23 protein-coding genes are annotated in these 22,608 nt (G+C 59.3%); 7 read left to right on the top strand and 16 right to left on the bottom strand.

Annotated elements, in window-relative coordinates; genetic code table 11:
• Window positions 1-101: 101 nt before the first annotated feature.
• The 12 genes from MC381_RS13190 to fliD form a co-directional block, all read right to left on the bottom strand.
• Window positions 102-1,733 carry a methyl-accepting chemotaxis protein gene (locus MC381_RS13190; protein WP_251978214.1) on the bottom strand — a complete coding sequence of 544 codons (1,632 nt, stop codon included), beginning with the start codon at window positions 1,731-1,733 and terminating at the stop codon, window positions 102-104.
• A gap of 211 nt (window positions 1,734-1,944) precedes the next feature.
• Entirely contained in the window at window positions 1,945-2,445 is a 501-nt protein-coding gene (locus MC381_RS13195) for a chemotaxis protein CheW (RefSeq protein ID WP_251978215.1), read from the bottom strand.
• Window positions 2,442-4,544, bottom strand: a complete 2,103-nt coding sequence (cheA, locus tag MC381_RS13200; protein WP_251978216.1) for a chemotaxis protein CheA — start codon at window positions 4,542-4,544, stop codon at window positions 2,442-2,444. Before cheA ends, MC381_RS13195 begins: the two co-directional genes overlap by 4 nt.
• Before the next feature lie 54 nt (window positions 4,545-4,598).
• Window positions 4,599-5,537 carry a flagellar motor protein MotB gene (gene motB, locus MC381_RS13205; protein ID WP_251978217.1) on the bottom strand — a complete coding sequence of 313 codons (939 nt, stop codon included), beginning with the start codon at window positions 5,535-5,537 and terminating at the stop codon, window positions 4,599-4,601.
• Window positions 5,534-6,421, bottom strand: coding sequence for a flagellar motor stator protein MotA (gene motA / locus MC381_RS13210; protein ID WP_251978218.1), 888 nt, complete (start codon window positions 6,419-6,421; stop codon window positions 5,534-5,536). Before motA ends, motB begins: the two co-directional genes overlap by 4 nt.
• A 187-nt stretch (window positions 6,422-6,608) precedes the next feature.
• Complete coding sequence (flhC, locus tag MC381_RS13215) at window positions 6,609-7,184, bottom strand: flagellar transcriptional regulator FlhC (RefSeq protein WP_251978219.1); 576 nt, start codon at window positions 7,182-7,184, stop codon at window positions 6,609-6,611.
• Window positions 7,185-7,187: 3 nt separating this feature from the next.
• Complete coding sequence (gene flhD, locus MC381_RS13220) at window positions 7,188-7,520, bottom strand: flagellar transcriptional regulator FlhD (RefSeq protein WP_251978220.1); 333 nt, start codon at window positions 7,518-7,520, stop codon at window positions 7,188-7,190.
• Between the two features lie 298 nt (window positions 7,521-7,818).
• Window positions 7,819-8,130 (bottom strand): EscU/YscU/HrcU family type III secretion system export apparatus switch protein, encoded by a 312-nt coding sequence (locus tag MC381_RS13225; RefSeq protein WP_251978221.1) that lies wholly within the window; start codon window positions 8,128-8,130, stop codon window positions 7,819-7,821.
• Window positions 8,123-9,043, bottom strand: a complete 921-nt coding sequence (fliK, locus tag MC381_RS18400; RefSeq protein WP_374708175.1) for a flagellar hook-length control protein FliK — start codon at window positions 9,041-9,043, stop codon at window positions 8,123-8,125. Before fliK ends, MC381_RS13225 begins: the two co-directional genes overlap by 8 nt.
• Window positions 9,044-9,318: 275 nt before the next feature.
• The gene (locus MC381_RS13230; RefSeq protein ID WP_251978222.1) at window positions 9,319-9,699 is read right to left on the bottom strand and encodes a flagellar protein FliT; all 381 of its coding nucleotides are present in this window, start codon (window positions 9,697-9,699) and stop codon (window positions 9,319-9,321) included.
• A 2-nt stretch (window positions 9,700-9,701) separates the two neighbouring features.
• Complete coding sequence (fliS, locus tag MC381_RS13235; RefSeq protein WP_251978223.1) at window positions 9,702-10,112, bottom strand: flagellar export chaperone FliS; 411 nt, start codon at window positions 10,110-10,112, stop codon at window positions 9,702-9,704.
• A gap of 21 nt (window positions 10,113-10,133) precedes the next feature.
• Entirely contained in the window at window positions 10,134-11,528 is a 1,395-nt protein-coding gene (gene fliD, locus MC381_RS13240; RefSeq protein WP_251978224.1) for a flagellar filament capping protein FliD, read from the bottom strand.
• A gap of 223 nt (window positions 11,529-11,751) precedes the next feature.
• Between fliD and MC381_RS13245 the strand changes: the two genes are divergently transcribed.
• The 7 genes from MC381_RS13245 (at window position 11,752) to MC381_RS13275 (ending at window position 16,549) form a co-directional block, all read left to right on the top strand.
• Window positions 11,752-12,252 (top strand): hypothetical protein, encoded by a 501-nt coding sequence (locus tag MC381_RS13245; RefSeq protein ID WP_251978225.1) that lies wholly within the window; start codon window positions 11,752-11,754, stop codon window positions 12,250-12,252.
• 94 nt (window positions 12,253-12,346) lie between these two features.
• The gene (locus MC381_RS13250) at window positions 12,347-12,970 is read left to right on the top strand and encodes a CBS domain-containing protein (protein WP_251978226.1); all 624 of its coding nucleotides are present in this window, start codon (window positions 12,347-12,349) and stop codon (window positions 12,968-12,970) included.
• Between the two features lie 7 nt (window positions 12,971-12,977).
• Window positions 12,978-14,039, top strand: a complete 1,062-nt coding sequence (locus MC381_RS13255) for an asparaginase (protein ID WP_251978227.1) — start codon at window positions 12,978-12,980, stop codon at window positions 14,037-14,039.
• A 12-nt stretch (window positions 14,040-14,051) separates the two neighbouring features.
• Window positions 14,052-14,735 carry a 7-cyano-7-deazaguanine synthase QueC gene (queC, locus tag MC381_RS13260; protein WP_251978228.1) on the top strand — a complete coding sequence of 228 codons (684 nt, stop codon included), beginning with the start codon at window positions 14,052-14,054 and terminating at the stop codon, window positions 14,733-14,735.
• A gap of 25 nt (window positions 14,736-14,760) precedes the next feature.
• A complete protein-coding gene (gene queE, locus MC381_RS13265; RefSeq protein WP_251978229.1) occupies window positions 14,761-15,429 on the top strand; it encodes a 7-carboxy-7-deazaguanine synthase in 669 nt (222 codons plus the stop codon).
• Entirely contained in the window at window positions 15,429-16,274 is an 846-nt protein-coding gene (locus MC381_RS13270; protein ID WP_251978230.1) for a 6-pyruvoyl trahydropterin synthase family protein, read from the top strand. Before queE ends, MC381_RS13270 begins: the two co-directional genes overlap by 1 nt.
• A 23-nt stretch (window positions 16,275-16,297) precedes the next feature.
• Window positions 16,298-16,549, top strand: coding sequence for a YkgJ family cysteine cluster protein (locus tag MC381_RS13275; protein ID WP_251978231.1), 252 nt, complete (start codon window positions 16,298-16,300; stop codon window positions 16,547-16,549).
• Window positions 16,550-16,592: 43 nt separating this feature from the next.
• Here MC381_RS13275 and MC381_RS13280 read toward each other — a convergent pair whose 3' ends face one another.
• The 4 genes from MC381_RS13280 to lon all read right to left on the bottom strand — a co-directional run bounded on the left by MC381_RS13280 (window position 16,593) and on the right by lon (window position 22,602).
• Window positions 16,593-17,597, bottom strand: coding sequence for an NADP-dependent oxidoreductase (locus tag MC381_RS13280; protein WP_251978232.1), 1,005 nt, complete (start codon window positions 17,595-17,597; stop codon window positions 16,593-16,595).
• Window positions 17,598-17,688: 91 nt separating this feature from the next.
• On the bottom strand, window positions 17,689-19,515 hold the full coding sequence (locus tag MC381_RS13285; RefSeq protein ID WP_251978233.1) for a SurA N-terminal domain-containing protein: 1,827 nt from the start codon (window positions 19,513-19,515) through the stop codon (window positions 17,689-17,691).
• 234 nt (window positions 19,516-19,749) lie between these two features.
• Window positions 19,750-20,022 (bottom strand): nucleoid-associated protein HU-beta, encoded by a 273-nt coding sequence (gene hupB / locus MC381_RS13290; RefSeq protein WP_251978234.1) that lies wholly within the window; start codon window positions 20,020-20,022, stop codon window positions 19,750-19,752.
• A gap of 177 nt (window positions 20,023-20,199) precedes the next feature.
• Window positions 20,200-22,602, bottom strand: a complete 2,403-nt coding sequence (gene lon / locus MC381_RS13295; protein ID WP_251978235.1) for an endopeptidase La — start codon at window positions 22,600-22,602, stop codon at window positions 20,200-20,202.
• Window positions 22,603-22,608: the final 6 nt, after the last annotated feature.

Here is a 22,608-nt window from a genome sequence, read left to right on the forward strand (position 1 = left end):
ATGCCCTGTTGATGACGCGCCGCTATGCCAAGCCCACACGGCGCGCTACTTCTACTGACGTTATATATCGGCCAAGAGTCAGGTCAGCTTGAGACCGGCTCTCAACCGGCGTGCTCGAGCGCTGTCTCGGCGCTGCGACTGGAAGGTGCCCATTGCCCTAGGCCTTCGTCACGAACGTCCCCGGCAGCCACCCGGTATTGGGCCATGGCGGCATCGAGACGCTGAGCCTGAGACACCAGCGACTGCGAAGCATGGGCGGTCTGCTGCACCAGCGAGGCATTCTGACCGGTAACCTGATCCAGTTCGGTAATCGCCAGGTTGACCTGCTCGATCCCCGTGCGCTGTTCACGGGAAGCATTGGCAATTTCCGTCATCAACCCACTGACACTGGCGACTGACGAGATAATCTCCTCCATCGCCTGGCCGACGCGGCCGGTCAGCTCGGCGCCACGATCCACGTGCCCGCCGGAATTGCTGATCAGGGTCCGGATTTCGCGAGCGGCTTCGGCGCTGCGGCTGGCGAGCGTCCGAACCTCCTCGGCAACCACGGCAAAACCGCGGCCGGCGGTGCCGGCACGTGCTGCTTCGACCGAGGCATTGAGCGCGAGAATATTGGTCTGGAAGGCGATATTGTCGATCATGTCGACGATCTCGCCCATTTGCCGAGAACTTTCCTGGATGCGCGCCATGGTCGCTTCGACGTCATGCATCATCTCACCGCCCTGCTGCGCCCGCTCCCGCGTCTGGGTCGCCGCCTGGTTGGCCGCTTCAGCATTGTCGGCGTTATGACGCACGGTTTGGGTCAACTCCTCCATGCTGGACGCCGTCTCGACGATTGCTGCCGACTGTTGATCGGTACGAACGGCCAGGTCCTGGTTTCCGGTGGCGATCTGGCCGGCGCCGACATTGACCCACTCCGCACTGGCGCGGATATCGGCAAAGGTCGAAGACAGTCGCTGGCGCATTCCTTCGATGGCGAAGAGCAGGCTGGTCTCGTCATTGGCCTTGAGCACCAGAGGCTGAGAGAAATCCCCATCGGCTATCTGTCGAATACTCGCTCGTGCATGCCCGGGATCACCACCTAGCTGCCCGAGGACATTACGAATGATCCAGGCCACGAACAGCGACAGCACGCCGCCGATCAGCGCAATCAGGGCGAGATAGACGAGGATACCGTCGGCAATGATGGCATCGATATCATCCAGATAGACGCCGGTAGCGATCTGCCAGTCCCATTGCGGTACGCGCGTGACGTAGCTCAACTTGTCGAAGGTCGCCTCGCCGCCGGCACGCCGTGACACGTAGTTCACGATGCCGCCACCGGACTGTTCCGCGACTTCCAGAAGTTTGCCGTAAAGCGGGAGGCCCTGAGGATCACGGTAGTCGGCCATGCTGTCGCCTGGCTCTCGCCGGGGATGCTCGACGATATCGAGGTTGGAGTCGAAAACGAAGAGATAGCCATCCGGCCCGAAGCTGAGCTTGCTCAGCGCCTGCTTGGCGCGCGCCTGAGCCTCCTCTTCGCTGAGCTCTCCGGCTTCGGCACGCGTCACAAAATCATCCACGAGCTGCCTGGCACTGCCGATGAAAAACTCCAGACTCTGCACCCGCTGTTCCATCAGGTTTGCTCGCATGGAGTACAGCGACCATCCCGCCACCAGGATCAGACCGATCCACATCAGTACCAGCGTCGTCCAGAGCTTGCGACGCATCGTCCATCCACCGGAATTGCGCATGACCACCTCTTCGAGGAATAACGGGGGTTATCGCGTATCCGTCATCGGCGGATGACAGGTAGCGCGTCTCCCCATTTATCGGCCGGTAGTGGAATAGCCTTTATCTTATATAGACGAAAGTCTTATTAGCTAAAAACATCATTGGAAATAGAAAGGCCGCGACTCGAAAGCCACGGCCTTGCTGACAGCGTATCGGGGACCAACGTCTTTATCAGGCTGACTCGGCAGTCCGCTCGACCAGCTGCATTTCCTCATGCGTCAGCAGCTTCTCGATATCGACAAGCACCAGCATGCGATCTTCCAGGCTACCGATACCATTGAGATAGTCGGACGACAGCGTGACACCAAATTCCGGCGCTGGCTTGATCTGGTCCGGCGTCAGGCTCATCACATCAGAGACACCGTCCACCACGATACCAACGATGCGATCGGCGACGTTGACCACGATCACCACTGTCTGACCGCCATACTCGACATTCTCGAGGTCAAACTTCAGACGCAGGTCGATGATCGGCACGATCACGCCACGCAGGTTGGTAACCCCCTTGATAAAATCCGGTACGTTGGCGATGCGTGTGACGTTTTCGTAGCCGCGAATCTCCTGAACCTTGAGAATATCGACGGCGTACTCCTCTTCGCCCAACGAGAAGACCAGATATTCACTGCTCGCCGCATCGGTGATGGCGGCCTCGACGCTCGGTTGATTGCTCATGCTGGCGATACCTCATGTAAATGGGTGCGTTTCGCTTCAAAACGCTGCTGGGACTTGCGCCGATCCAGTCGGTGGAGATCGGCAATGTCTAGGATCAATGCCACGCTACCGTCACCGAGTATCGTGGCGGCAGAGATGCCCGGCACCTTGCGGTAGTTGGTTTCGAGGTTTTTCACCACAACCTGCTGCTGGCCGACCAGATCGTCCACGAGCAGCGCATAGCGGCGCCCCTCTCCCTGAACGATCACGGCAATGGCATCGGTCACGGCCGTCTTGGCGCCGGTAACGTCGAGCGCCCGATGCAGCGTGATGATCGGCAGGTACTCGTCGCGGACCTTGAGCAGCTGGTCATCCCCCGCCATGGAGTAGATGTCCTCGGCCTGAGGCTGCAGCGATTCAAGCACCGCGTTGAGGGGCAACAAGAAGGTTTCCTTGCCGCAACGGATCGACATGCCATCGAGAATAGCCAGCGTCAGCGGCAGCACGATTCGCGTGGTCGTGCCGTGGCCAGGCTCACTGAGGATCTCGACATGCCCGCCCATCTCCTGAATGTTTCGCTTGACGACATCCATGCCAACGCCACGGCCAGATACGTCGCTGACCTGCTCGGCGGTGGAGAAGCCCGGCGCAAAGATCAGCTGCCAGACATCGTCGTCACTCATGCTGTCGGCGACCGTCAGACCGCTGGAGCGCGCCTTGGCGAGAATCTTTTCACGGTTGAGGCCCGCGCCGTCGTCGATTACCTCGATCAGGATGTTCCCGCCTTGGTGTTGTGCGGAAAGGGTCAGGCGACCGGTCGCCGATTTGCCGGCGGCTTCACGCTTGTCGGGCGCTTCCAGGCCATGGTCCAGACTGTTGCGCACCAAGTGCGTCAGCGGATCGATGATGCGCTCGATCAGGCTTTTATCCAGCTCGGTCGACTTGCCTTCGGTAACGAGTTCGACGTCCTTGCCCAACTTTGCAGCCAGGTCACGCACTAGCCTCGGGAAACGGCTAAAGACATAATCCATCGGCATCATGCGGATCGACATGACGGATTCCTGCAGGTCCCGCGCGTTGCGCTGCAGCAGGTTCATGCCGTTGACCAGCGGGCCATGGGAGTCGATTTCCATATTGCTGGCCGTCTGCTCGAGCATCGACTGCGTGATGATCAGCTCACCCACCAGATTGATGATCTGATCGACCTTATCCACCGGGACACGAATCGTGCTGGATTCCGCCCCCTTGGCCGCCTTGTTCGCCTTGGGAGCAGCTTTCGGTGCTGCCGGTTTACTCTCGACAGTTTCGGAATTGGTGGTGGCTGGCGTCTCGGGCGCTGGCTGCGGCTCGACCGGCGCGGCTGCTGCCGGAGGCGTAACGTCAGGGGCTTTTTCGACCACAGGCGATGCCTCGGCTGCAGACTCACTGATACTCAGTTGATCGGGCTCGATAATAAAGCACAGCACCGCTTCCATATCCTCGAGGGACTCGGTGCTCTCCAGCACAACGTCGTAGCGCTCAGCGTTACCCGACTGAGACAGGACTTTCCCGAAGTGCTGAAGCTCGTCGACCAGCAGGTCACGGTCCTTCTCACCAACGCCACTCAACGCGATCGCCACTTTCCGTGAGGCGCCATGATCAACCGCTGCCGCAGGCTCAACGACAGCCTGAGGCTCCGGCTCGGCAGGGGCGGAAGCCGCTGCTTCTGAAGGCGCAGAAACGGGTTCTTGTCCCAATTCCTCCAGCGCGATTTTCTGGAGTACCTTCGAGATGCGCTCGAACGCTTCGGCATCGGGTTCACTGCCGTTGCGATAGGCATCCAGCTGATCGTGAAGCATATCTTTGGTTTCCAGGAACGTATCTACGATGTCTCGGCGCAGCTTGAGCTCGCCACGCCGGGTATTGTCCAGGAGGTTCTCGAGCAGGTGGGTCGTTTCCTGCAGCACGGTGAAGCCGAAGGTGCCCGCGCCGCCCTTGATCGAGTGCGCCGCTCGGAAGATCGCATTAAGATCTTCGCTGTCCGGATCATCGACATCCAATTCCATCAGCAGACGTTCCATGTCTGCCAGAAGCTCTTCGGCCTCTTCGAAGAAAGTTTCGTAAAAATCAGCAATGTCCATGAGCACCTGCCATAGAAGAACGACTAAAGGAGAAGTCTTGCGAGATCAGCACGTTCAATTCGCTTCCTCGGCCGTGGAAATCGTGATGTCGTCGGTCGACGGGATGGCCTCATCGGTAGGCGCATCGGCGTCAGGCGACTGAGCGGGCAACGTGCTCTGCTCCTGCTGCTGAATGGCGGCAGCCGCGCGATTGTCCAGCACCACGATACTGATACGCCGGTTGACCGCATCGCTAGGCTGGGTATCCGGCAGCGCCACGCGCGCGCCCATGCCGGAGACACGCAGCAATTTGTCTGGTGACAGACCAGCAGCGATCAGCTCGCGACGGGACGCATTGGCTCGATCCGCCGACAGTTCCCAGTTGCTGTAGCCCTTTTCGCCACCGGCGTACGGCAGATCATCGGTGTGACCGCTGATGCTAACCGGGTTCGGCATTTCATTGAGCACCGGCGCAATACGCTGCAGGATCTGTTGCATATAGGGTTCGAGGCGATCGCTGCCAAGCTCGAACATGGGGCGTTTTTCACTATCCACGATCTGCACCCGCAAACCTTCCGGCGAGAAATCCATGCGCAGCTGCGAGCTGAGCTCACGCAGTTGAGGATCGCTGTGAATGACGGTTTGAAGCCGATCTCTTAAATATCGTAAGTTGCGTTGCTCACTGCTTGAGCGGGTCTGCTCCCGGACATCGACACGGCGCACCTCGCCTTCACTTTTCGTAGGGTTTTCACCGCCGCCAGGGATCACACTGGAGCTGGCAGTATTTCTGTCGCCCCCCGTTAGCGCGACAGCGAGCGGTGTACGAAAGTATTCCGCGATACTTTCCAACTCGTTTTCGCTGACCGTCGAAAGAATCCACAACACCAGGAAGAGGGCCATAAGCGCCGTCATGAAATCGGCGTACGCAATTTTCCAGGCACCACCATGGTGACCTGCCGCCTGCACGCGTTTGCGCTTGACGATAATTGGCCGTCGCTCGCCTCCCGCACTCATGAATTATCGGTCCCTGTGCCGCGCATTGGCTGCCCACTGGAGCGCACATGCTCCTCGAGCTCGCTGAACGAAGGCCGTACGGCAGTGAACAGTGCCTTGCGTCCGAACTCGACCGCTAGCTGAGGAGCCAACCCGTTGAGGCTGGCCATCAGCGTGACGCGAATGCACTGAAGCATTTTCGTCGCCTCGCTGACCTGCAGATTGAGATGATGCGCGACCGGTGTCACAAAACCGTAAGCCATCAGAATACCGGCGAACGTTCCGACCAGCGCCTGTGCGATCATCTGTCCCATCACGCCGGCACCCTGGTCGGCCGCACCCAGCGCGTGGACCACGCCCATGACCGCCGCCACGATACCGAAAGCCGGTAACCCGTCGCCAACGGCGGAAAGTGAGTGGGCAGGAACCGCTGCCTCGTGCTCGAACGTTTCGATCTCGTGCTCCATTAGCGCATCGATTTCGAACGGGTCCATGTTGCCGCTGACCATCAGGCGCAGATAGTCGGTCAAAAACGCCATGATCATGGGGTCAGAGAGAATCTTGGGGTAGTCGGCGAAGATCGCGCTCTCCTGTGGCGCATCGATATCACGCTCGATGGCCAGCATGCCGTCCCGGCGCGCCTTCGTCAGCAGACGATACTGGAGCGCCATCAACTCCATATACATCATCTTATTGTAGCGCTTGGTTCGCTTCAGCTTGGAGAACGAGCGCAAGGTCGCCTTGATCGCCTTGCCATTGTTGGCGCAGATAAAAGCGCCCAACGCTGCGCCGCCAATCATGACGAATTCGGCAGGCTGGATCAGCGCTCCCAGGTGCCCACCGATTGCGGCATAGCCTCCGAAGACGCTACCCAATACCACGATGTAGCCTATTAAGATCAACACGAAGCGCGCTCCCGAATACGATACATGACCAGACTGGTAGTTCTATCGGCAGCGCGTTGCCGGGGCTTGAGGGTAGTCACATGAGAAAATCATGAAGCGAGCCCATCAGGCGGGATTGGTGCTCTTGGCAGAGGCTGTACAACGAAAAAAGCGGGCCCGCAGGCCCGCTTGATGAGGAAAGGAGAACTCAGTTGGCAGCGCGACGAACCGGCTCCAGGGTTTTTTCAGGCACGTCACTCGCCACCTTCGGCTTGCGCGTCTTGCCGGCACGAGAGGGCGGCTGACAGATACCACAGACGTAGTCTTGCGTCGGACTGTGCGCATGGGCAACGAAGTCGCCACCGCAGCTATGGCACCGTGAAAGTTGCAGCAAGTCGCTCTCGAAGAACCGCACCAACGTCCAAGCTCGCGTCAACCCCAGCGTCGGCTCATTGCCATCCAGTTGCACCTGTTCCAGATACAGTCGGTAAGCCTTGACGAAAGCCGGCATCCGTTCGCAACCGATATCGCCGTTGAGACGACGGTAAATGTTGTAAAAAAGCGACGAATGAATGTTCGGCAGCCACGTGATGAACCAATCCGCGGAGAACGGCAGCATGCCCTTCGGCGGAGACATTCCTTTCACTTCCTTGTAAAGCTTGATCAAACGCCCTCGACTCAGATCGGTCTCGGTCTCCAGAACCTGCAGGCGCGCCCCGAGCTCGATCAGCTCGATTGCCATTTGTACCTGCCGCATTTCTCCCACCAGACTCTTGTCGGCCATGACTCAGCTCCTCCCTGCCGTAGCGCTGCTTGTGCGCTCCGCACCCGCCATCAACAAGGCGGCATGCGTCTGCGCTAAACCCTGTGCACGCGGGTTATGTAGCAGCAGCTGCAGCTGGGAGGCGTCATTGACACGCAGGTGGCAAAGCAGCTGGTTGGTACGAGAGAGCTGCGTCAGTTGCTTGATCGAAAGCGCCGCGATCATGTCAGCCATCTCGGCATCGAGATCGAGCCGAAACATCGCGGATTCCCTGTCCTCGTTCAGCAGTCGCTGAACCAGCAGCAGGTAGGAAAGGTTGAGGTCCTGAATGTCGTCGAGAAGACTGTTCGATTGCATGTTTGGATTCCCTGCGTACGGTTTTATTGCCCCCTGTGCCGGGGGTTGGTTCTGTCTGTTATCGCGCTAGCGATTACATCAGAGCTTTATGATGGAGTTAGTTTGCGTCTTTTTGATGAAAAAAAGCAAGCTTTGTTACGTATTTTATCTATAGGTAACTTGCTGCTCAACGACTTCGCAGGCAAGACTCGCGTTAACTATATGAATTTTAGGACAATCTGGAGGTAGATAGCCTGTTAAAAGTTAGATCCGATTCGAAAATAAATGTGAGGGAACGCTTCAAAAAACGCGATCAGCACTAAGAATGGGATACATTCAGCCTTTCACCTTCCTCCAAAGCGGCCTCACGATCGATTCGATTGGCCCACAATAGAAGCTCGGCCACAACTTGATAGAGCGTTTCGGGAATACGCTCATCGAGGTTCACCTGCATGAGTAGGGATACCAGTTCCGGCGAATCGTGAACGAAGACGCCTTCTCTATCGGCCAGAGCGATAATTCGCTCCGCGACATCGCCATAACCCTTGGCGACGACACGGGGCGCGTCCGACGATTCGCCACTATAGGCAAGCGCAACCGCACGGCGCCGTGACTCGGCATCTCTATCCATGCCCTCCCTCCCCTTCAATGCGCACATCTATCTCGGGGTCCAGCGCCTGCAATCGAGTCAACAATACGTCCAAGCCACTGCGCAGCCGATCACGTACGGCCGTTTCGGCGACGTTCAAAGCAACGCGTAGAGGCTGATCACGAACGGCACGGAAATCGATCTCGATAGGGCCCAGGCTAGGTAGCTGTATCGTAACCTGCGCCTGCCAAGTATCGGCTTCTCCACTTTCTCGCCGCTTTTCGGCGTCAGACTCTCGTCCCTCCTCGTCCAATTCGGACCACGAAAGCACCATGGAAACGCCGGGCCAAGGCTCGCCCTCCCACCGCAGTCCGGGCGAAGCGATCATCTCCAGCTGATGACGAACGAGGCTCTGCAACCCATCGGAAGGATGTTGAGAAAGCTGATGGCCCCGAGTCATTGCTGAAGCATCAGCACCTTGCCGGTCAGCGACAACAGATGACGACGATCCGGGTTCGAACGGGCTCAAGGGCAAAGGAGGAAGCATGCGCGCGACGGATAAGCCCCCCCCTCTTTCCGCCGGGGGGCGTGCCAACGGCGGTGGTGACAAGGGCATCGACTGTTGACCGCCTCGAGAACGGGCCAACAACAGGCCCCAAGCGTGCAGCGCATTGGCCGGCGCGCCAGATGGCGTTCCGCCTTCGAAAGACACCGGCCTGAATGTCAACCCCAACCATGCTTGGGGCTCCCTCAACAAGGCGGCACGCGGGTAGTCCCCGCCGAGCCAACGAGACAAGTGAGATTCGTAAAACACGCCGCTCTCTCGCACGCTCTGCCCCAGGGTCGAAGAGAGCCCCTCTGCGGACGACGGTGGCTGAGCCATCAAGGGCTGTGCAGGCCGAATAGACATCGACTGCTCGGAGGGAAAGCGCGTCAGTAAGTCGGCAATCTCCATCGCCGCCCGGCTCAGGTGGGCCTGCGCTGAGGGACCACCACTCTGTAAGGATGGCGTAGCGTTCGACGCCGCCGACTGATCGCCGCCGGTTCTCGTCGCTGATAGCAATCGTGGGTCATTCTGTGGGTGGAGGCGCGAGTCACTGCGGGAGGGCTGCACGGCGTCAGACGATGTCGCGGCAGAGACTGGGCCGGGTTGATCCTTGGCGATCGGGATGTCGACCCGCTTACCCAACACCTGGTGCAGGAGTGTATCCAGAATAGGCGTGATACCACTCACGAACGGGGCTCGGTAGACACCGAGCGCAGACGAGATGCAATATTGCCTTTACCTGCCTGATACGCCTGCCCCAGCGCCTGCTGACGGCGAGAATTGCCAATAAGCTCACCCAGCTCCAGACGCCGCTTCTCCAGCAACTCGCGAGTCTGCGCTTCTTGACCAAGAATTTCCCTAAGAAGGGTTTGCTTCTCTTCGCGCTGCGTATGCGTCAGCACTGACAGCGCATCTTGCTGCTTGATTCCTTCCATCGTGGCGAGATACTGCGCCTCCGAATGAATCAAGGCCTCCCACTCTCCTTGTTGCGCCTGCACCAACATATCCCCAACAATTTCTCGAAGGAGGCGATAGGAATCGAGAAGATTAGGCGCAACAGGCATGATTACCCCTCCACAGCCGTGGCGGCAGGTGGCTGACGTAGCTCTTTCCAGCCAGAGCCGATGTTGTCAAGGAGTGAAGCTGCTTCGTTTAGCTTAGAGATATCGTCTCGCAAGTTAGCCTGGAGCAGAGTACGTGCAATATAGCTATAAAGCCGGTCCAAATTAGCGACGATCTCTCCGCCTCGGCTATGGTCCAGCGAAGCGGCCAAGCCATTATTGACGATATCGATAGCCTTGGAAATTGCGGCTCCTTTTGCCGCGCGGTTTCCGTCTTCGATCGCCAGACGCGCACTATTGATCGCAGCTTGGGCGCCGTCAAATAACATCACGATAAGACGATGGGGATCGGCCGACATTACTGCCGATTCGACACCGACGCGCGCGTAGGCACTGGCACCACGCTTAGCATTCATGATCTCACCTCGTTTTCACGCCTAGTTCGACTGATTCTGCAAACTGCTCAACTGCTGGGACAGGTAGCTGCTAGTCGACTGCATCTGAGCCATCACTGCATCCAACTGCTGAAACTGCGATCGGTAGCGCTCCACCGTGGCGTCGATAGACGCTTGCACACGATCGTAGCGATCATCGAGACGCGTCAACGTTGAATCAATGCCATCAGTGGCCGTTTCCAGCACGCCACCACTATCCAAAATGCTGTCCAAGGTATCTTCTAGCTGACCCGCGAACCCGCCCTCCCGATCAATTCCCGCAAAGAGCGCGCTCACATCTCCGCTACTATCTTTCACTGCGGCATTCAGCTTGTCGTCATCCACTTCGAGCGTACCATCGAGCTGCAGCTCGATACCGACGTCTGAAAGCATGTTGAAAACACCATCGAGCTCGCTATCGAAACTCATTGCACCACGCAATCGTGATTCGATACCTCGCATCGAGGCGTTACCAAGTAGTGCCCCCGCACTATCTTCTGCCGCGTTGTAAGAGGTCAGGCTGTCTGCGAGCGATACATAGTCGTTATACGCTTTCACGAACGCATTGATCGAACCGGTAATCGACTCGTCGTCCTGAGCGACGCTCAAGCTCTCAGGCCCCGATGTCACCTTATCGACCGTTAGAGTGACCCCTTGCAGCGCGCCCTCAACGGTATTGGACTGACTGCTGATATCGATGCCGTTGACACGTAGCTTCGCATCCTGTGCAGCCACGGTCTGTGACATACCGTTGCCAGCATTCGTACTGTCGCCGTCATAGCCAAAAGCTGCCTGCAGCGCCGAATCCGTCGAACTGATCTGGATCGCACTATCGGTGCCGGTCGCTTCAGATGAGATAACGAGCCGATAGGGCTGATCGCTGCCATCATTGACAATGGAAGCGGTCACCCCAGCATCCGACGCGTTGATCGCGTCGCGGATACCATCCAATGTGTTGTTGGAATCATCGATTTGAATGTCGAATGACTCGCCGCCCACGGCTAGCGTCAAGGTACCTGCCCCGCCACCATCAAGCGCAATCGCGTCTGTGCGGCTCGCTTGACCGCCAGAAGCAAGCGTCTGCGCCTGAGCGAGCTGCGAGACCTCGACCTGGTAACGCCCGGCCACCGCCTCGCTGTCAGTCGTAGCCGTAAAGGCATCGCCACTCACCTCGCTGCTGATGGCCTTGAAGGAGCTCGGATCGGAAAGCTCGCGCACGGTGTCCCGCAGCGTTCCCAGCGCACTCTCCAATCGGCCGAAAGCCGAAAGTTCTGTCCGATAGCTACGCTGCTGCTGGGTAATAGGTGTCAGCTTCTGACTTTCGGCATCTTCCAACTGCGTCAGCAGCGAATTCAAATCCAGACCGGAGCCGATACCCAGTGACGATATGGTAGGCATGGTGCGCCTCTGCGAAAGATATTCAGTGGTAGCACGCGGCCAAGCCCCGAAGCCTAAGCCCCAACGTGCTTTATGTTGTCGATTTCCTCATCGGCATCCTAGAGAGGAACTTTAGCATCTACGAAATTTATTTCAGCGCCCTGCCGGCTGCCTGACGGCTGGTCACGGGCTGGTAGAATGGGCGATCATAGGTCACCGTTTACCGAGCCCATCAGGAGATGACATGGACGCAACCTCCCTGCACGCCGACTACCGCCTTTGGCTGCGCTTCCAGCGGCAGGAAAAGCTGGCTCGAGAACACAGAGCAGCGGTCACCAAGCTCGCCGAATCTCGCGCCATGGCCTCCCGGGTCACCGAAGCCTACCGCAGCATGGCGGATCGCGGTGCCAAGGAAGGCGCCAGTTATCGTACGCTTTTCCAGCGTCAGCGAGATGACGGCGAGAACCTCGCCTGCGAGGGCTGGCTGTTCGTACGGCGTGTGCTGGCCGAGGGCGGAACGACCCGCGTTCGCGCTACGCTGTTTGAGTCCTTCACGCTGGAAGACGGTGACATAGCGCCACCCGACACCGACCCGACCAAGATCACCCTCGACATCTACGATGAGCTTCTGGTCAGAAAGACCATGGCCATGGGGTGTCGTGCTGATCGTCATGATGATCCAAAAGACACGCGCTTTATCACCTTTCTGGATAGCGTGCGCGGCGACCTGCACCAGTACCTATAATATCAGGGACGAATGGCGGCGCCTCCGGCGACCGCGTCCTTATCAATCTCGCTGCAGGATTCCACTCGACCTGAATTTTTCCGGAGATCTCGCCATGGCTAATCATCCGCACCCTTCCAAGATTCATTTCACGGCCCTGCATCTGGACGATCTCGACAATGTCAGCGGGATCGTCCAACCCGTGGCCGAGGCACAGCGGGTCACGCTGGAGAGCTCGGCGGTATTACTGGTGACCGATTTCAGCGTCAACCGCCCGCAGACACTACCGACAAGTGCCTCCGTCACCCAGGCACTCGAGACCATGAAGCAGGCCGGCGTACGACTGTTGATGCTGCTGGGCCCGAGCGGCAACTTTACCGGTGTGGTCAACGCCAGGGAGTTGATTGGCGGGCGCCGCATCACATTGGCGATGCAAAAACACCAGATCGGCCGTGATGAAGTGACGGTCGAGATGATTCAGACACCGCGTAGCGACCTCCATGCGCTCTCCTACGCCAAGGTCTCGCATGCCAGCGTCGGCGACCTGGTAGAGACCCTGAAGACGTCCGGCGATGAACATGTGTTGATTACCGAGCCCGGCGAAGGCGATCAGGTACGGATCCGAGGTCTGATCTCCGCTTCCGATATCAGCCGTGCACTGGGCATGGACCTCAACCATCCACCGGAAGCGCGAACCTTTGCCTCGATCTGCCAGGTCATCCTGGGTCACGACCTGTGAGATCACGATGAGCTTTACCACGAAGTCTTCCACCAACTCGGTGCTGGTACTTTACGCTGGCGGCACCATAGGCATGCAGAAGAGCCCCCGCGGCCTCGTGCCCGGCGAGCGTTTCGCATCGCGCCTGTCTGGCGCCATTGCGTCACTGTCGCCGTCACGACAAGCTCGCCTACCGGATTACGATCTGTGGGAGGCGCCGCGGCCAATCGACTCCAGCAGCGCGACACCCGCCGATTGGCGTCGACTGGCCGCCGTGATTGCCGAGCGACTGGACGAATATGCCGGATTCATTGTTCTGCACGGCACCGATACACTGGCGTGGTGCGCCTCCAGCCTGGCCTTTCAACTCCAGGGGCTCAACAAGCCGGTGATCGTGACCGGCTCACAGCGCCCTTTGGATATCACCGGCAGCGATGCGCTGAGCAATGTCGAGACAGCGCTCGCCTTTGCGACCCATCCGACCGTTCGCGAAGTCTGCATTGCATTCGGCAGCCGCCTGCTTCGAGGCTGTCGAGCCAGAAAATGGTATACTCAGCACGATACGGGCTTTGAAAGTCCCAATTGGCCGCCACTGGGCGAGATGGTCGATGATCACCCCGTTCTCTATGCCGGGCGCTGCTGGCCCGCCGACGGCGCGCCACGGCTCGAACTCGTCGATCCGGCTGACGAAGTTCCCAAGGTGATTCGCCTGCCCTTGTGGCCAGGCATTGGCGCCGACGATGTCGCTCGCCAGATCGAGCCCGATAACGTCAAGGGCGTGATTCTGGAAAGCTGGGGCAGCGGCAATCTTCCTGAAGATGACGCATTGCTCGGTGCACTGGCGAAAGCGAGTGCCGAGGGCAAGGTGTTGGCCACGCTTAGCCAGTGCCCAGTAGGCGGTGTGCAGCTGGGCACCTACGCCAGCGGCCAGGGTCTCAAGGACATCGGCGTGCTCTCGGCCGACGATATGACGCCCGAAGCGGCGTTCGGCAAGCTGACACATCTGATTTCACTGAAGTTGCCGGAAGCAGAAGTCCGCCGGCGCTTTTTGACGTCTCTCGTCGGCGAACGAGGCGTCTTCACTGTATAGGTTTTACACAGCATGACACCTCCCGACTCCGCCTCTCCTCGCCCCGCCGTTGTCATTTATTCCGGGGGCATGGACTCCTATACCGTACTCCATCGCGCGCTACGCGATGGTTACGCGGTCCATGCGCTGTCGTTTCATTACGGCCAGCGACATGCCCGCGAACTGGATGTCGCGAGCCAGGTCTGCGAACGCCATGGCATTCCCCATCAGGTCGTCGATATCAGGGCCATCCACTCGCTCATCGGCAACTCCGCCTTGACGGACAGCGCCCGCGAGATGCCGAAAGCCGATTATGCGGAAGACAATCTGGCCGATACCGTCGTGCCCAACCGCAACATGATTCTGCTGTCGCTGGCGATAGGCCATGCCGTCAATATCGACGCATCCATCTGTTTCTACGGTGCCCACTGCGGTGACCATGTTCTCTATCCCGACTGTCGTCCGGCGTTCGTCGAGCGCATGAACGAGGTGGCCGCTATCGCCAACTTCTCTCCAGTCACGATCGAGGCCCCTTACCTGCACAGTGACAAGGCGACGATTCTTGCCGACGGCCTCGAGATGGGGCTCGACTACGCCGATACCTGGACTTGCTATCTCGGCAAGGAGAAAGCCTGTGGCGAATGCGGCAGTTGTCGTGAACGACTCGCCGCTTTCGCCGCACTAGGAGTCTCCGATCCACTCCCCTACGACCATTGATCCCCGCGCGAGTCTAGTCACCCGTATGTACAGTGTGAAAGAAGCTTTCTACACCCTGCAGGGCGAAGGCGCCCAGGCAGGCCGAGCCAGCGTGTTCTGTCGCTTTAGCGGCTGCAACCTGTGGTCCGGGCGCGAACGCGACCGTCAATCGAGCCGTTGCACGTTTTGCGACACGGACTTTGTCGGCACCGATGGACAGAATGGTGGCCAGTTCACGTCGGCCGACGCCCTGGCAGCGCATCTGGATGCGCTCTGGCCAAGCTTCTCGCACTCGCCGACGGAAAAAGATCGTGCAAAACGCTATGTGGTCTTCACGGGAGGCGAGCCCCTATTGCAGCTGGACGCGGCACTGATCGACGCCATGCACGCTCGCGGGTTCGAGATTGCCGTGGAGACCAACGGCACGCTCGCAGCGCCGCGTGGCATCGACTGGATCTGCGTCAGCCCTAAGGGCGACAACGCCCTCACGCTGAGAAGCGGTGACGAGCTAAAACTGGTCTATCCGCAAGCGGGGGTAGACCCCTCGGCGTTCAGCGAGATGGACTTCACTCATTTCTACCTGCAGCCGATGGACTTGGCGCCAGGCGCCATCGCCTCAGACGCCGAACCGATGCGCGCCGTAGTCGACTACTGCCTGGCGCATCCTCAATGGCGGCTATCGCTGCAGACCCACAAGATTGCGGGAATCGATTGATGACCCTGTTCGTGAACAACCTGACCAACATCGATGCCTCGATCTGGTCCCCGACACACGGCCTCTGCGGTGCCAGCTGGCATGTCGATGTCGAACTCGACGGCGAACTTGGCGAAGACGGCATGCTGTTCGACTTCGGCGAGGTCAAGCCATGGATCAAGTCGCGCCTGGACGCCAGCCTGGATCATACGCTGCTGGTCCCGACCCAGGCACCCGGGGTAGACATTAGCGAATGCAGCGAAGGTCTGCAGATGACAGCCGAGCTGCCCTATACCTTCGACGTTCGCGCCCCGCGACAAGGCTTCACCCTGCTGCCGTGGTCGGAAATCAGCGCCGAACGACTCGGCAACCACCTCAGCCAGGAATTGAGCAAGCGCCCTCCCCCTCGAGTCGACGCTATTCGCGTTCGCCTGCGAGAGGAGACTCCCGAAGGCGCCATCTACACCTATAGCCATGGCCTGAAACATCATAGCGGCAATTGCCAGCGGATCGCGCACGGCCATCGCTCCCACTTGCGCATCTGGCGCGGCGGCCAAAGGGACGTCGAACTGGAAACTTACTGGGCCGAACAACTCAACAACGGCTACCTGATCGACAGCGAGGACCTCGTCGAGGGCCGCGAGGGGGACGAGATCCTGAAGATTCGCTATCGCGCCGCCCAGGGGCAGTTCCAACTGAAGATGCCCGGCAACCGCTGTCACGTACTCAATGCGCCCACGACGGTCGAACACATCGCGGCTTGGCTCGCCAACCGCATCGCGCGTGACACCGACGACACGATTCTCGTTCAGGCTTTCGAAGGGATCGACAAGGGCGCTCTTGCCGAGCGACGCGCTGCCCCCTAATCGTCATCGTTCAAGGAACTGTCATGGCTTGCCGAGCCGGCTGCGGTGCCTGCTGCATCGCGCCCTCCATCACTTCACCGATCCCCGGCATGCCTGACGGCAAGCCGGCGGGGGTGCGCTGCGTGCAGCTGGACGACGATAACCTTTGTCGGCTATTCGGCGATCCGCGCCGTCCAGCACTCTGCGAGCGTTTTCACTATGACGAGGCGCTGTGCGGAGACCACCGCGAGGAGGCACTGGCGATTCTGGCGACATGGGAAGACGCGACTCGATAGTCTTGCCGAGAGGCCTTACTGGCTCGCGGTAGTCAGTGGCTGGTCAGCTCAGCTTGACCAGCATCTTACCTTCGTTTTCGCCGCTGAAAAGCTTCAGAAACGCCTCGGGTGTCCGCTCCAATCCTTCCACCACACTTTCGCGATAATGAATATCACCGCGCGCCACGCGAGGCGCAACCTCGTCAAGAAAAGTGGGATAGTGAGCCCAGTGCTCGAGAACGATGAACCCCTCCATTCTTGCCTTCCGAAACAGCAACTGATGCAGGTTGCTCGGCCCTGACACTACCCCGGTCGCATTGTAGCGATCGATAAAACCGCAGATCGCCACTCGCGCATGGTCCCGCAGATTCGCCAACGCTGCCTCCAACAGCGGGCCGCCAACGTTCTCGTAATAGATATCGAACCCTTCGGGCGACGCCGCCCCGAGCGCGGCACTCAACTCGCTCGCGTCTTTCCCTTTGTAATCGACAGCCTCGACACCTAGCGAACGCAACCACTCGCACTTCGCTTTCCCGCCGGCCACGCCGACGACATGACAGTCGGCGGTCTGCGCCAACTGCGCAACCAACGACCCCACCGCACCGGAGGCCGCGCTGACCAGAACGCGATCGCCGGGCTGCATACCCGCGATACGGTTCAACCCGGTCCAGGCCGTCATGCCTGGCATGCCAAGCACGCCCAGATATGCCTGCTCGGGAACGTCATAATTCGGCAAAGACTCGACGTCATCACCGGGGAGCTGAGCGAGATCCCGCCAGCCAGCCATATGCCGCACGCGATCGCCCTCGCTGAAATGGGCGTGGCGCGAGGCCACGACCTCACCGACGGCGGCCCCCTCCATGGGCGCATCGAGATCGTAGGGTTCCACGTAGGTAGTCACACCGCTCATCCGCCCGCGCATATAGGGATCCACGGAGAGCCAACGGTTGCGGACACGTACCTCTCCCGGCCCAAGGTCCGGCAGATGTGCTTCCTTCAGCGTGAACTGATCCTGTCGCGGCAACCCCGTCGGCGTCTCGGTCAGCACGAAATAGCGAGATAGAGACATAAAAAACCCTCCTAAACCTGATGATGGATCATCACTCAGCCTAGGAGGGTCAGCGGAAAATCGGCAAGCGCCGACAACCAGTTACGGCAATTTATTGACGCTCGATCTCGGCGTCATCCATCAGTGTATCCGTCAAACCTTGAATCGCGTTCTGTGCCTGCACCCGCTGCGCAAGCCGGGTAACGAAATCCGCGTCATCACCATCAACGTCAGCGCTCTGCACCGATTCAAGGCCAATGATGGCGACACCACCGGGAATGTCGACGTGACTCCATGTGGACTGCTCTCCCTCGGGCGCCGGCATGCGGAAAGCCTGCTCGACAACCGCGTCAGGCACGCTGTCTCCCCCGTCACGGGTGATCGCATCGACCTGCTGCCAGGAGAGATCGGCAGGACGCTCGCCCTCGCGCAATGAAGCGAGCAACGTCTTCGCTCGTGCCTGCAATCGCTGCTGAGCCAGTTCCGTGGTCACCGCGCGGTTGACCTGATCACGCACCTCATCAAGCGGCAATGTGCTTGCCTCGCGATGATCGACAACACGGAGCACGACTCGCTGGCGATCATCGGTCTGGATCACGTCACTGTTGTACCCATCTTCAAGCACGTCCGGCGAAAACGCCGCCGCGACAACATCCGGGTTGGCAGTGACACCGTCGCCGCCGCTATCACGAGAGAACCAGTCACTGGTCTGTACCGACAGTCCCAACGGCTCCGCGACGCTGGCCAGATCGTCCGCCTGGTAGGCATCATCGGTCAGCTGCTGCACCGTATCCTCGAATTCGGCCCTCGACTGATCGAGACGGACCTGCTCGACCCATTGATCGCGGGACTGCTCGAAGCTGGGCATATCGATATCGGTGACCTCAATCAGGTGCAGCCCGTATTCTGTTTGCACCACCTGAGAGACCTGCCCTTGGTCGAGAGACCAGGCGGCCTCATCGAACGCATCACCGAAGAAGCCTTTCTGGATGACCCCCAGGTCACCCCCATTCTCGGCAGAGGAGCTGTCATCGGAAAACTCCTCGGCCAACGCCGCGAAGTCGGCACCTTGAGAGAGTTTCGACTGCACCTCCTGAATCCGCTCGCGGGCCTCGGTTTCGGAGCGGTCGTCCCCGAATGTGACCAAGATATGCGAGACCTGACGAGGCGCGGTGCTGCGCGCCTCCTGGTAGGCCTGACGCAACGCATCCTCGGTCACATCAATCCCCTGAGCGACATCTTCCTGGTTGAGCACGATGTAGTTGACCTTGACCTGCTCAGGACGCCGATAATCGTCTTGGTGCGCCTCGTAGTAGCGCTGGAGATCGGCAGCCTCCGGAGAGATCGTCTCCGCGAGGTCGGCGTCGTTGAGCTGTGCGTAGCGAAAGCTGCGCTGCTGCTGCTGCAGGGCCGCCAGTCGCTGCTTTTCCGAGGGCAGAACAAACGCCGCGGAGGCTAGCCCCTGCTGCACCTGACGCCGCAGTGAATCGGCGCGTAGTTCACGCCGAAACGAAGCCGGCGTATACCCCGCCTGGGCCAGACGACTGGTGAAACGCTCCTGAGAGAAATGCCCATCCTGGTCCTGGAATTCCGGGAGGGAGACGATCAACTGATCGAGCTGGCCATCGGACATGTGCAACCCGCCCTGCTCGGCGAATTGATCGAGCGTGCGTTGACGGATCAGTTGATCCAGAACCTGACCTCGGAACTCGCGCTCCTGCTCTGGCGGCACCTGCCCGGAGCGGATGCCACGCTGGACCTGCGTCTCCACCGCCTGGCGACTGATCGACTCCCCGTTGACCGTCGCCGCATCGTTGCTACCGCCGGTAAAATAGCTGACCAGCGACTCCGCCCCGAAGAGCGCGAATGTCACGATGATGGCGCCCACGATGACTTTCGCCACCCACCCCTGGGAACCTTCACGAATTCGTTGCAGCATGCTGTCCTCGCATGTCGATTACCCAATGTCTGTCGCGTGCGCTTCGTACACCGTACCGACTCGGCAACGCACCCGTAGCCCTCATTTCCCGCGCATCGAACGCCGCGAGAGATGAGGAGGCAATAAAAAAGCGCATCGCCAAGGCGATGCGCTTACGTAATTCACGGGCTTGCCCGGTAGATTAGCCTGAATCGCCTCAATACCGATGCGTCAGCCCGAGTGACGCAACGAACCTCAGTTCACAGCATCCTTCAGGGCCTTGCCAGCCTTGAAGCTCGGCACCTTGGCAGCACTGATATCGATCGGCTTGCCAGTCTGCGGGTTACGGCCAGTTCGCGCAGCGCGCTCTTTGACCGAGAACGTCCCGAACCCGACCAGTGCTACGGAATCACCCTTTTTCAGGCTGTCCGACACGGAATCGATCATCGCATCGAGAGCGCGGGTGGCAGCTGCCTTGGGAATGTCGGCAGATGCAGCAATGGCTTCGATCAGCTCGGATTTATTCACACTTCACCCCTTGACTGTGTACGAAATTAACAGGATATCGATGCGCAATCTTTGACACGACAACGATCACAACAAGTGCGCATTTTATAGCAATGCCGTGATCGTTCTGTCAATCAAGATAACGATAAAAACCGCGTCACATCGGGCTTTGCGCGCGAGATTGACGCACCGATAACCTTAGTGTGTGCTGATATTGGTCTGCGAGGATGCCGCATCGTCACTGCTCTTTTCCTCGCCATCAACGTGATGGGTCAATGCTACGGACAACACATCATCAATCCACTTGACTGGACGAATATCCAATGCATTCTTGATGTTGTCAGGCACCTCCTTGAGGTCCCTGCGATTGTCCTCAGGTATAAGTACGACCTTTATACCACCGCGCCGGGCAGCCAGCAATTTCTCCTTCAGACCGCCAATCGGCATGACCTCACCACGCAGATTGACCTCACCGGTCATGGCCACGTCGCAGCGTACTGGTCGACCACTATAGGCAGAGACCATCGCCGTTACCATGCCGATACCAGCGCTGGGGCCATCTTTCGGCGTCGCCCCCTCGGGAACGTGGATATGCAGATCCTCTTTCTCGAAGCGCTCCGGGTCGATACCGATCTGCGGCGCACGAGCACGCACGACCGTATGAGCCGCACTGACCGACTCCTTCATCACGTCGCCGAGCGACCCCGTCTTGTTGAGGCGCCCTTTGCCAGGCGTGACGACTGATTCGATGTAGAGGAGCTCGCCTCCCACCGAGGTCCATGCCAGCCCCGTGACGCGCCCGACCTGATGCTCCTGGTCAGCCAGACCGTAGCTGTAACGGCGTACGCCAGCATAGCGATCGACGTCCTCCGCAGATAGCATCAGCCCGGCCTGCGCGCCCTGGCCTTTCTCAGCCTCGAGACGCTCTCGCAACACTTTGCGGGCCACCTTGGCAATCTGACGCTCGAGCTCACGAACGCCCGCCTCGCGAGAGTAGTAGCGAATCAGTTCGAGCACCGACTCGTCGCTGAAGACCAGCTCGTCATCTTTGAGCCCGTTGGCCTTGAGCTGTTTCGGGATGAGATAGCGCTTGGCAATCGCCAGTTTCTCATCCTCGGTATAGCCAGGCAGGCGAATGATCTCCATGCGGTCAAGCAACGGCCCCGGAATGTTCATCGAGTTCGCGGTACAGATGAACATCACGTCCGACAGGTCGTAGTCTAGCTCGAGATAGTGGTCATTGAACTTGTCGTTCTGCTCGGGATCCAGAACTTCGAGCAGCGCCGAGGCCGGATCGCCCCGATGATCCATGCCGATCTTGTCGACCTCATCGAGCAGAAACAACGGATTTCGCACCCCAGCCTTGCTCATGCGCTGGATCAGCTTGCCGGGCAGCGAGCCGATGTACGTCCGACGATGGCCGCGGATCTCGGATTCGTCGCGAACGCCCCCTAGCGCCAAGCGTACGTAACGGCGATTGGTCGCACGAGCGATCGACTGCCCCAGCGAGGTCTTGCCTACCCCGGGCGGACCGACGAGACAAAGCACAGGTCCTTTCAGCTTCTTGACCCGCTTCTGCACCGCAAGGTATTCAAGAATGCGCTCTTTGACTTCTTCCAGGCCGTAGTGGTCTTCGTCGAGCACCTGGGCGGCATGCGGTAGATCGTGACGCACGCGCGTGCGCTTCTTCCAGGGCACCGACAGCACCCAGTCCAGATAGGAGCGCACCACCGTCGCCTCGGCCGACGTCGGCGACATCATCTTGAGCTTGTTGAGCTCCTGTGTCGCCTTGTCGACAGCCTCCTGCGGCATACCGGCTTCCTGGATACGCTGCTCGTACTTCTCGGCCTCGTTGGGCACGTTCTCGAGCTCGCCCATCTCCTTCTGGATGGCCTTCATCTGCTCGTTGAGATAGTACTCGCGCTGCGACTTCTCCATCTGGTCCTTGACCCGGGAACGAATCCGCTTTTCAACCTGCAACAGGTCAATCTCGGATTCGATCTGCGCCATCAGGTGCTCGATGCGATCGCGCACGCGATCCATCTCCAGCAGCTCCTGCTTGTCGTCGATTTTCAACGATAGATGGGCACAGATGGTATCCACCAGCCGGCTGGGATCTTCGATCTCTTGAAGCGACGAGAGCACTTCACTGGGTACTTTCTTGGAAAGCTTCACGTACTGCTCGAACTGGTTGAGCAGCACCCGAACCAGTGATTCCTGCTCGCGCTCGCTCAGCGGCTCACTGTCGCGACGCGAGGCCTGGGCCGCGATGAAGCCATCCTCGTCATCCAGCACCTGCTGAATATCCGCCCGAAAGCTACCCTCGATCAGCACCTTGACGGTGCCGTCAGGAAGTTTGAGCAGCTGCATGATCTCAGCCACGGTGCCGACGCCGAACAGGTCGTCGACGCCCGGATCGTCATGTGCGGCTTCTCGCTGCGCGACCAACAGCACGCGCTTGTCCTGTTCCATCGCCGTTTCCAGCGCACGAATCGATTTTTCGCGCCCCACGAACAAAGGGATGACCATCTGCGGATAGACTACCACGTCACGCAGCGGCAGGAGCGGAAGCTTCAGTGTCTGGTCAGAGCTCTGCGCCATTACAGC

Source organism: Salinicola avicenniae (assembly GCF_023736115.1).
In the GTDB taxonomy this organism is placed as follows: domain Bacteria; phylum Pseudomonadota; class Gammaproteobacteria; order Pseudomonadales; family Halomonadaceae; genus Salinicola; species Salinicola avicenniae.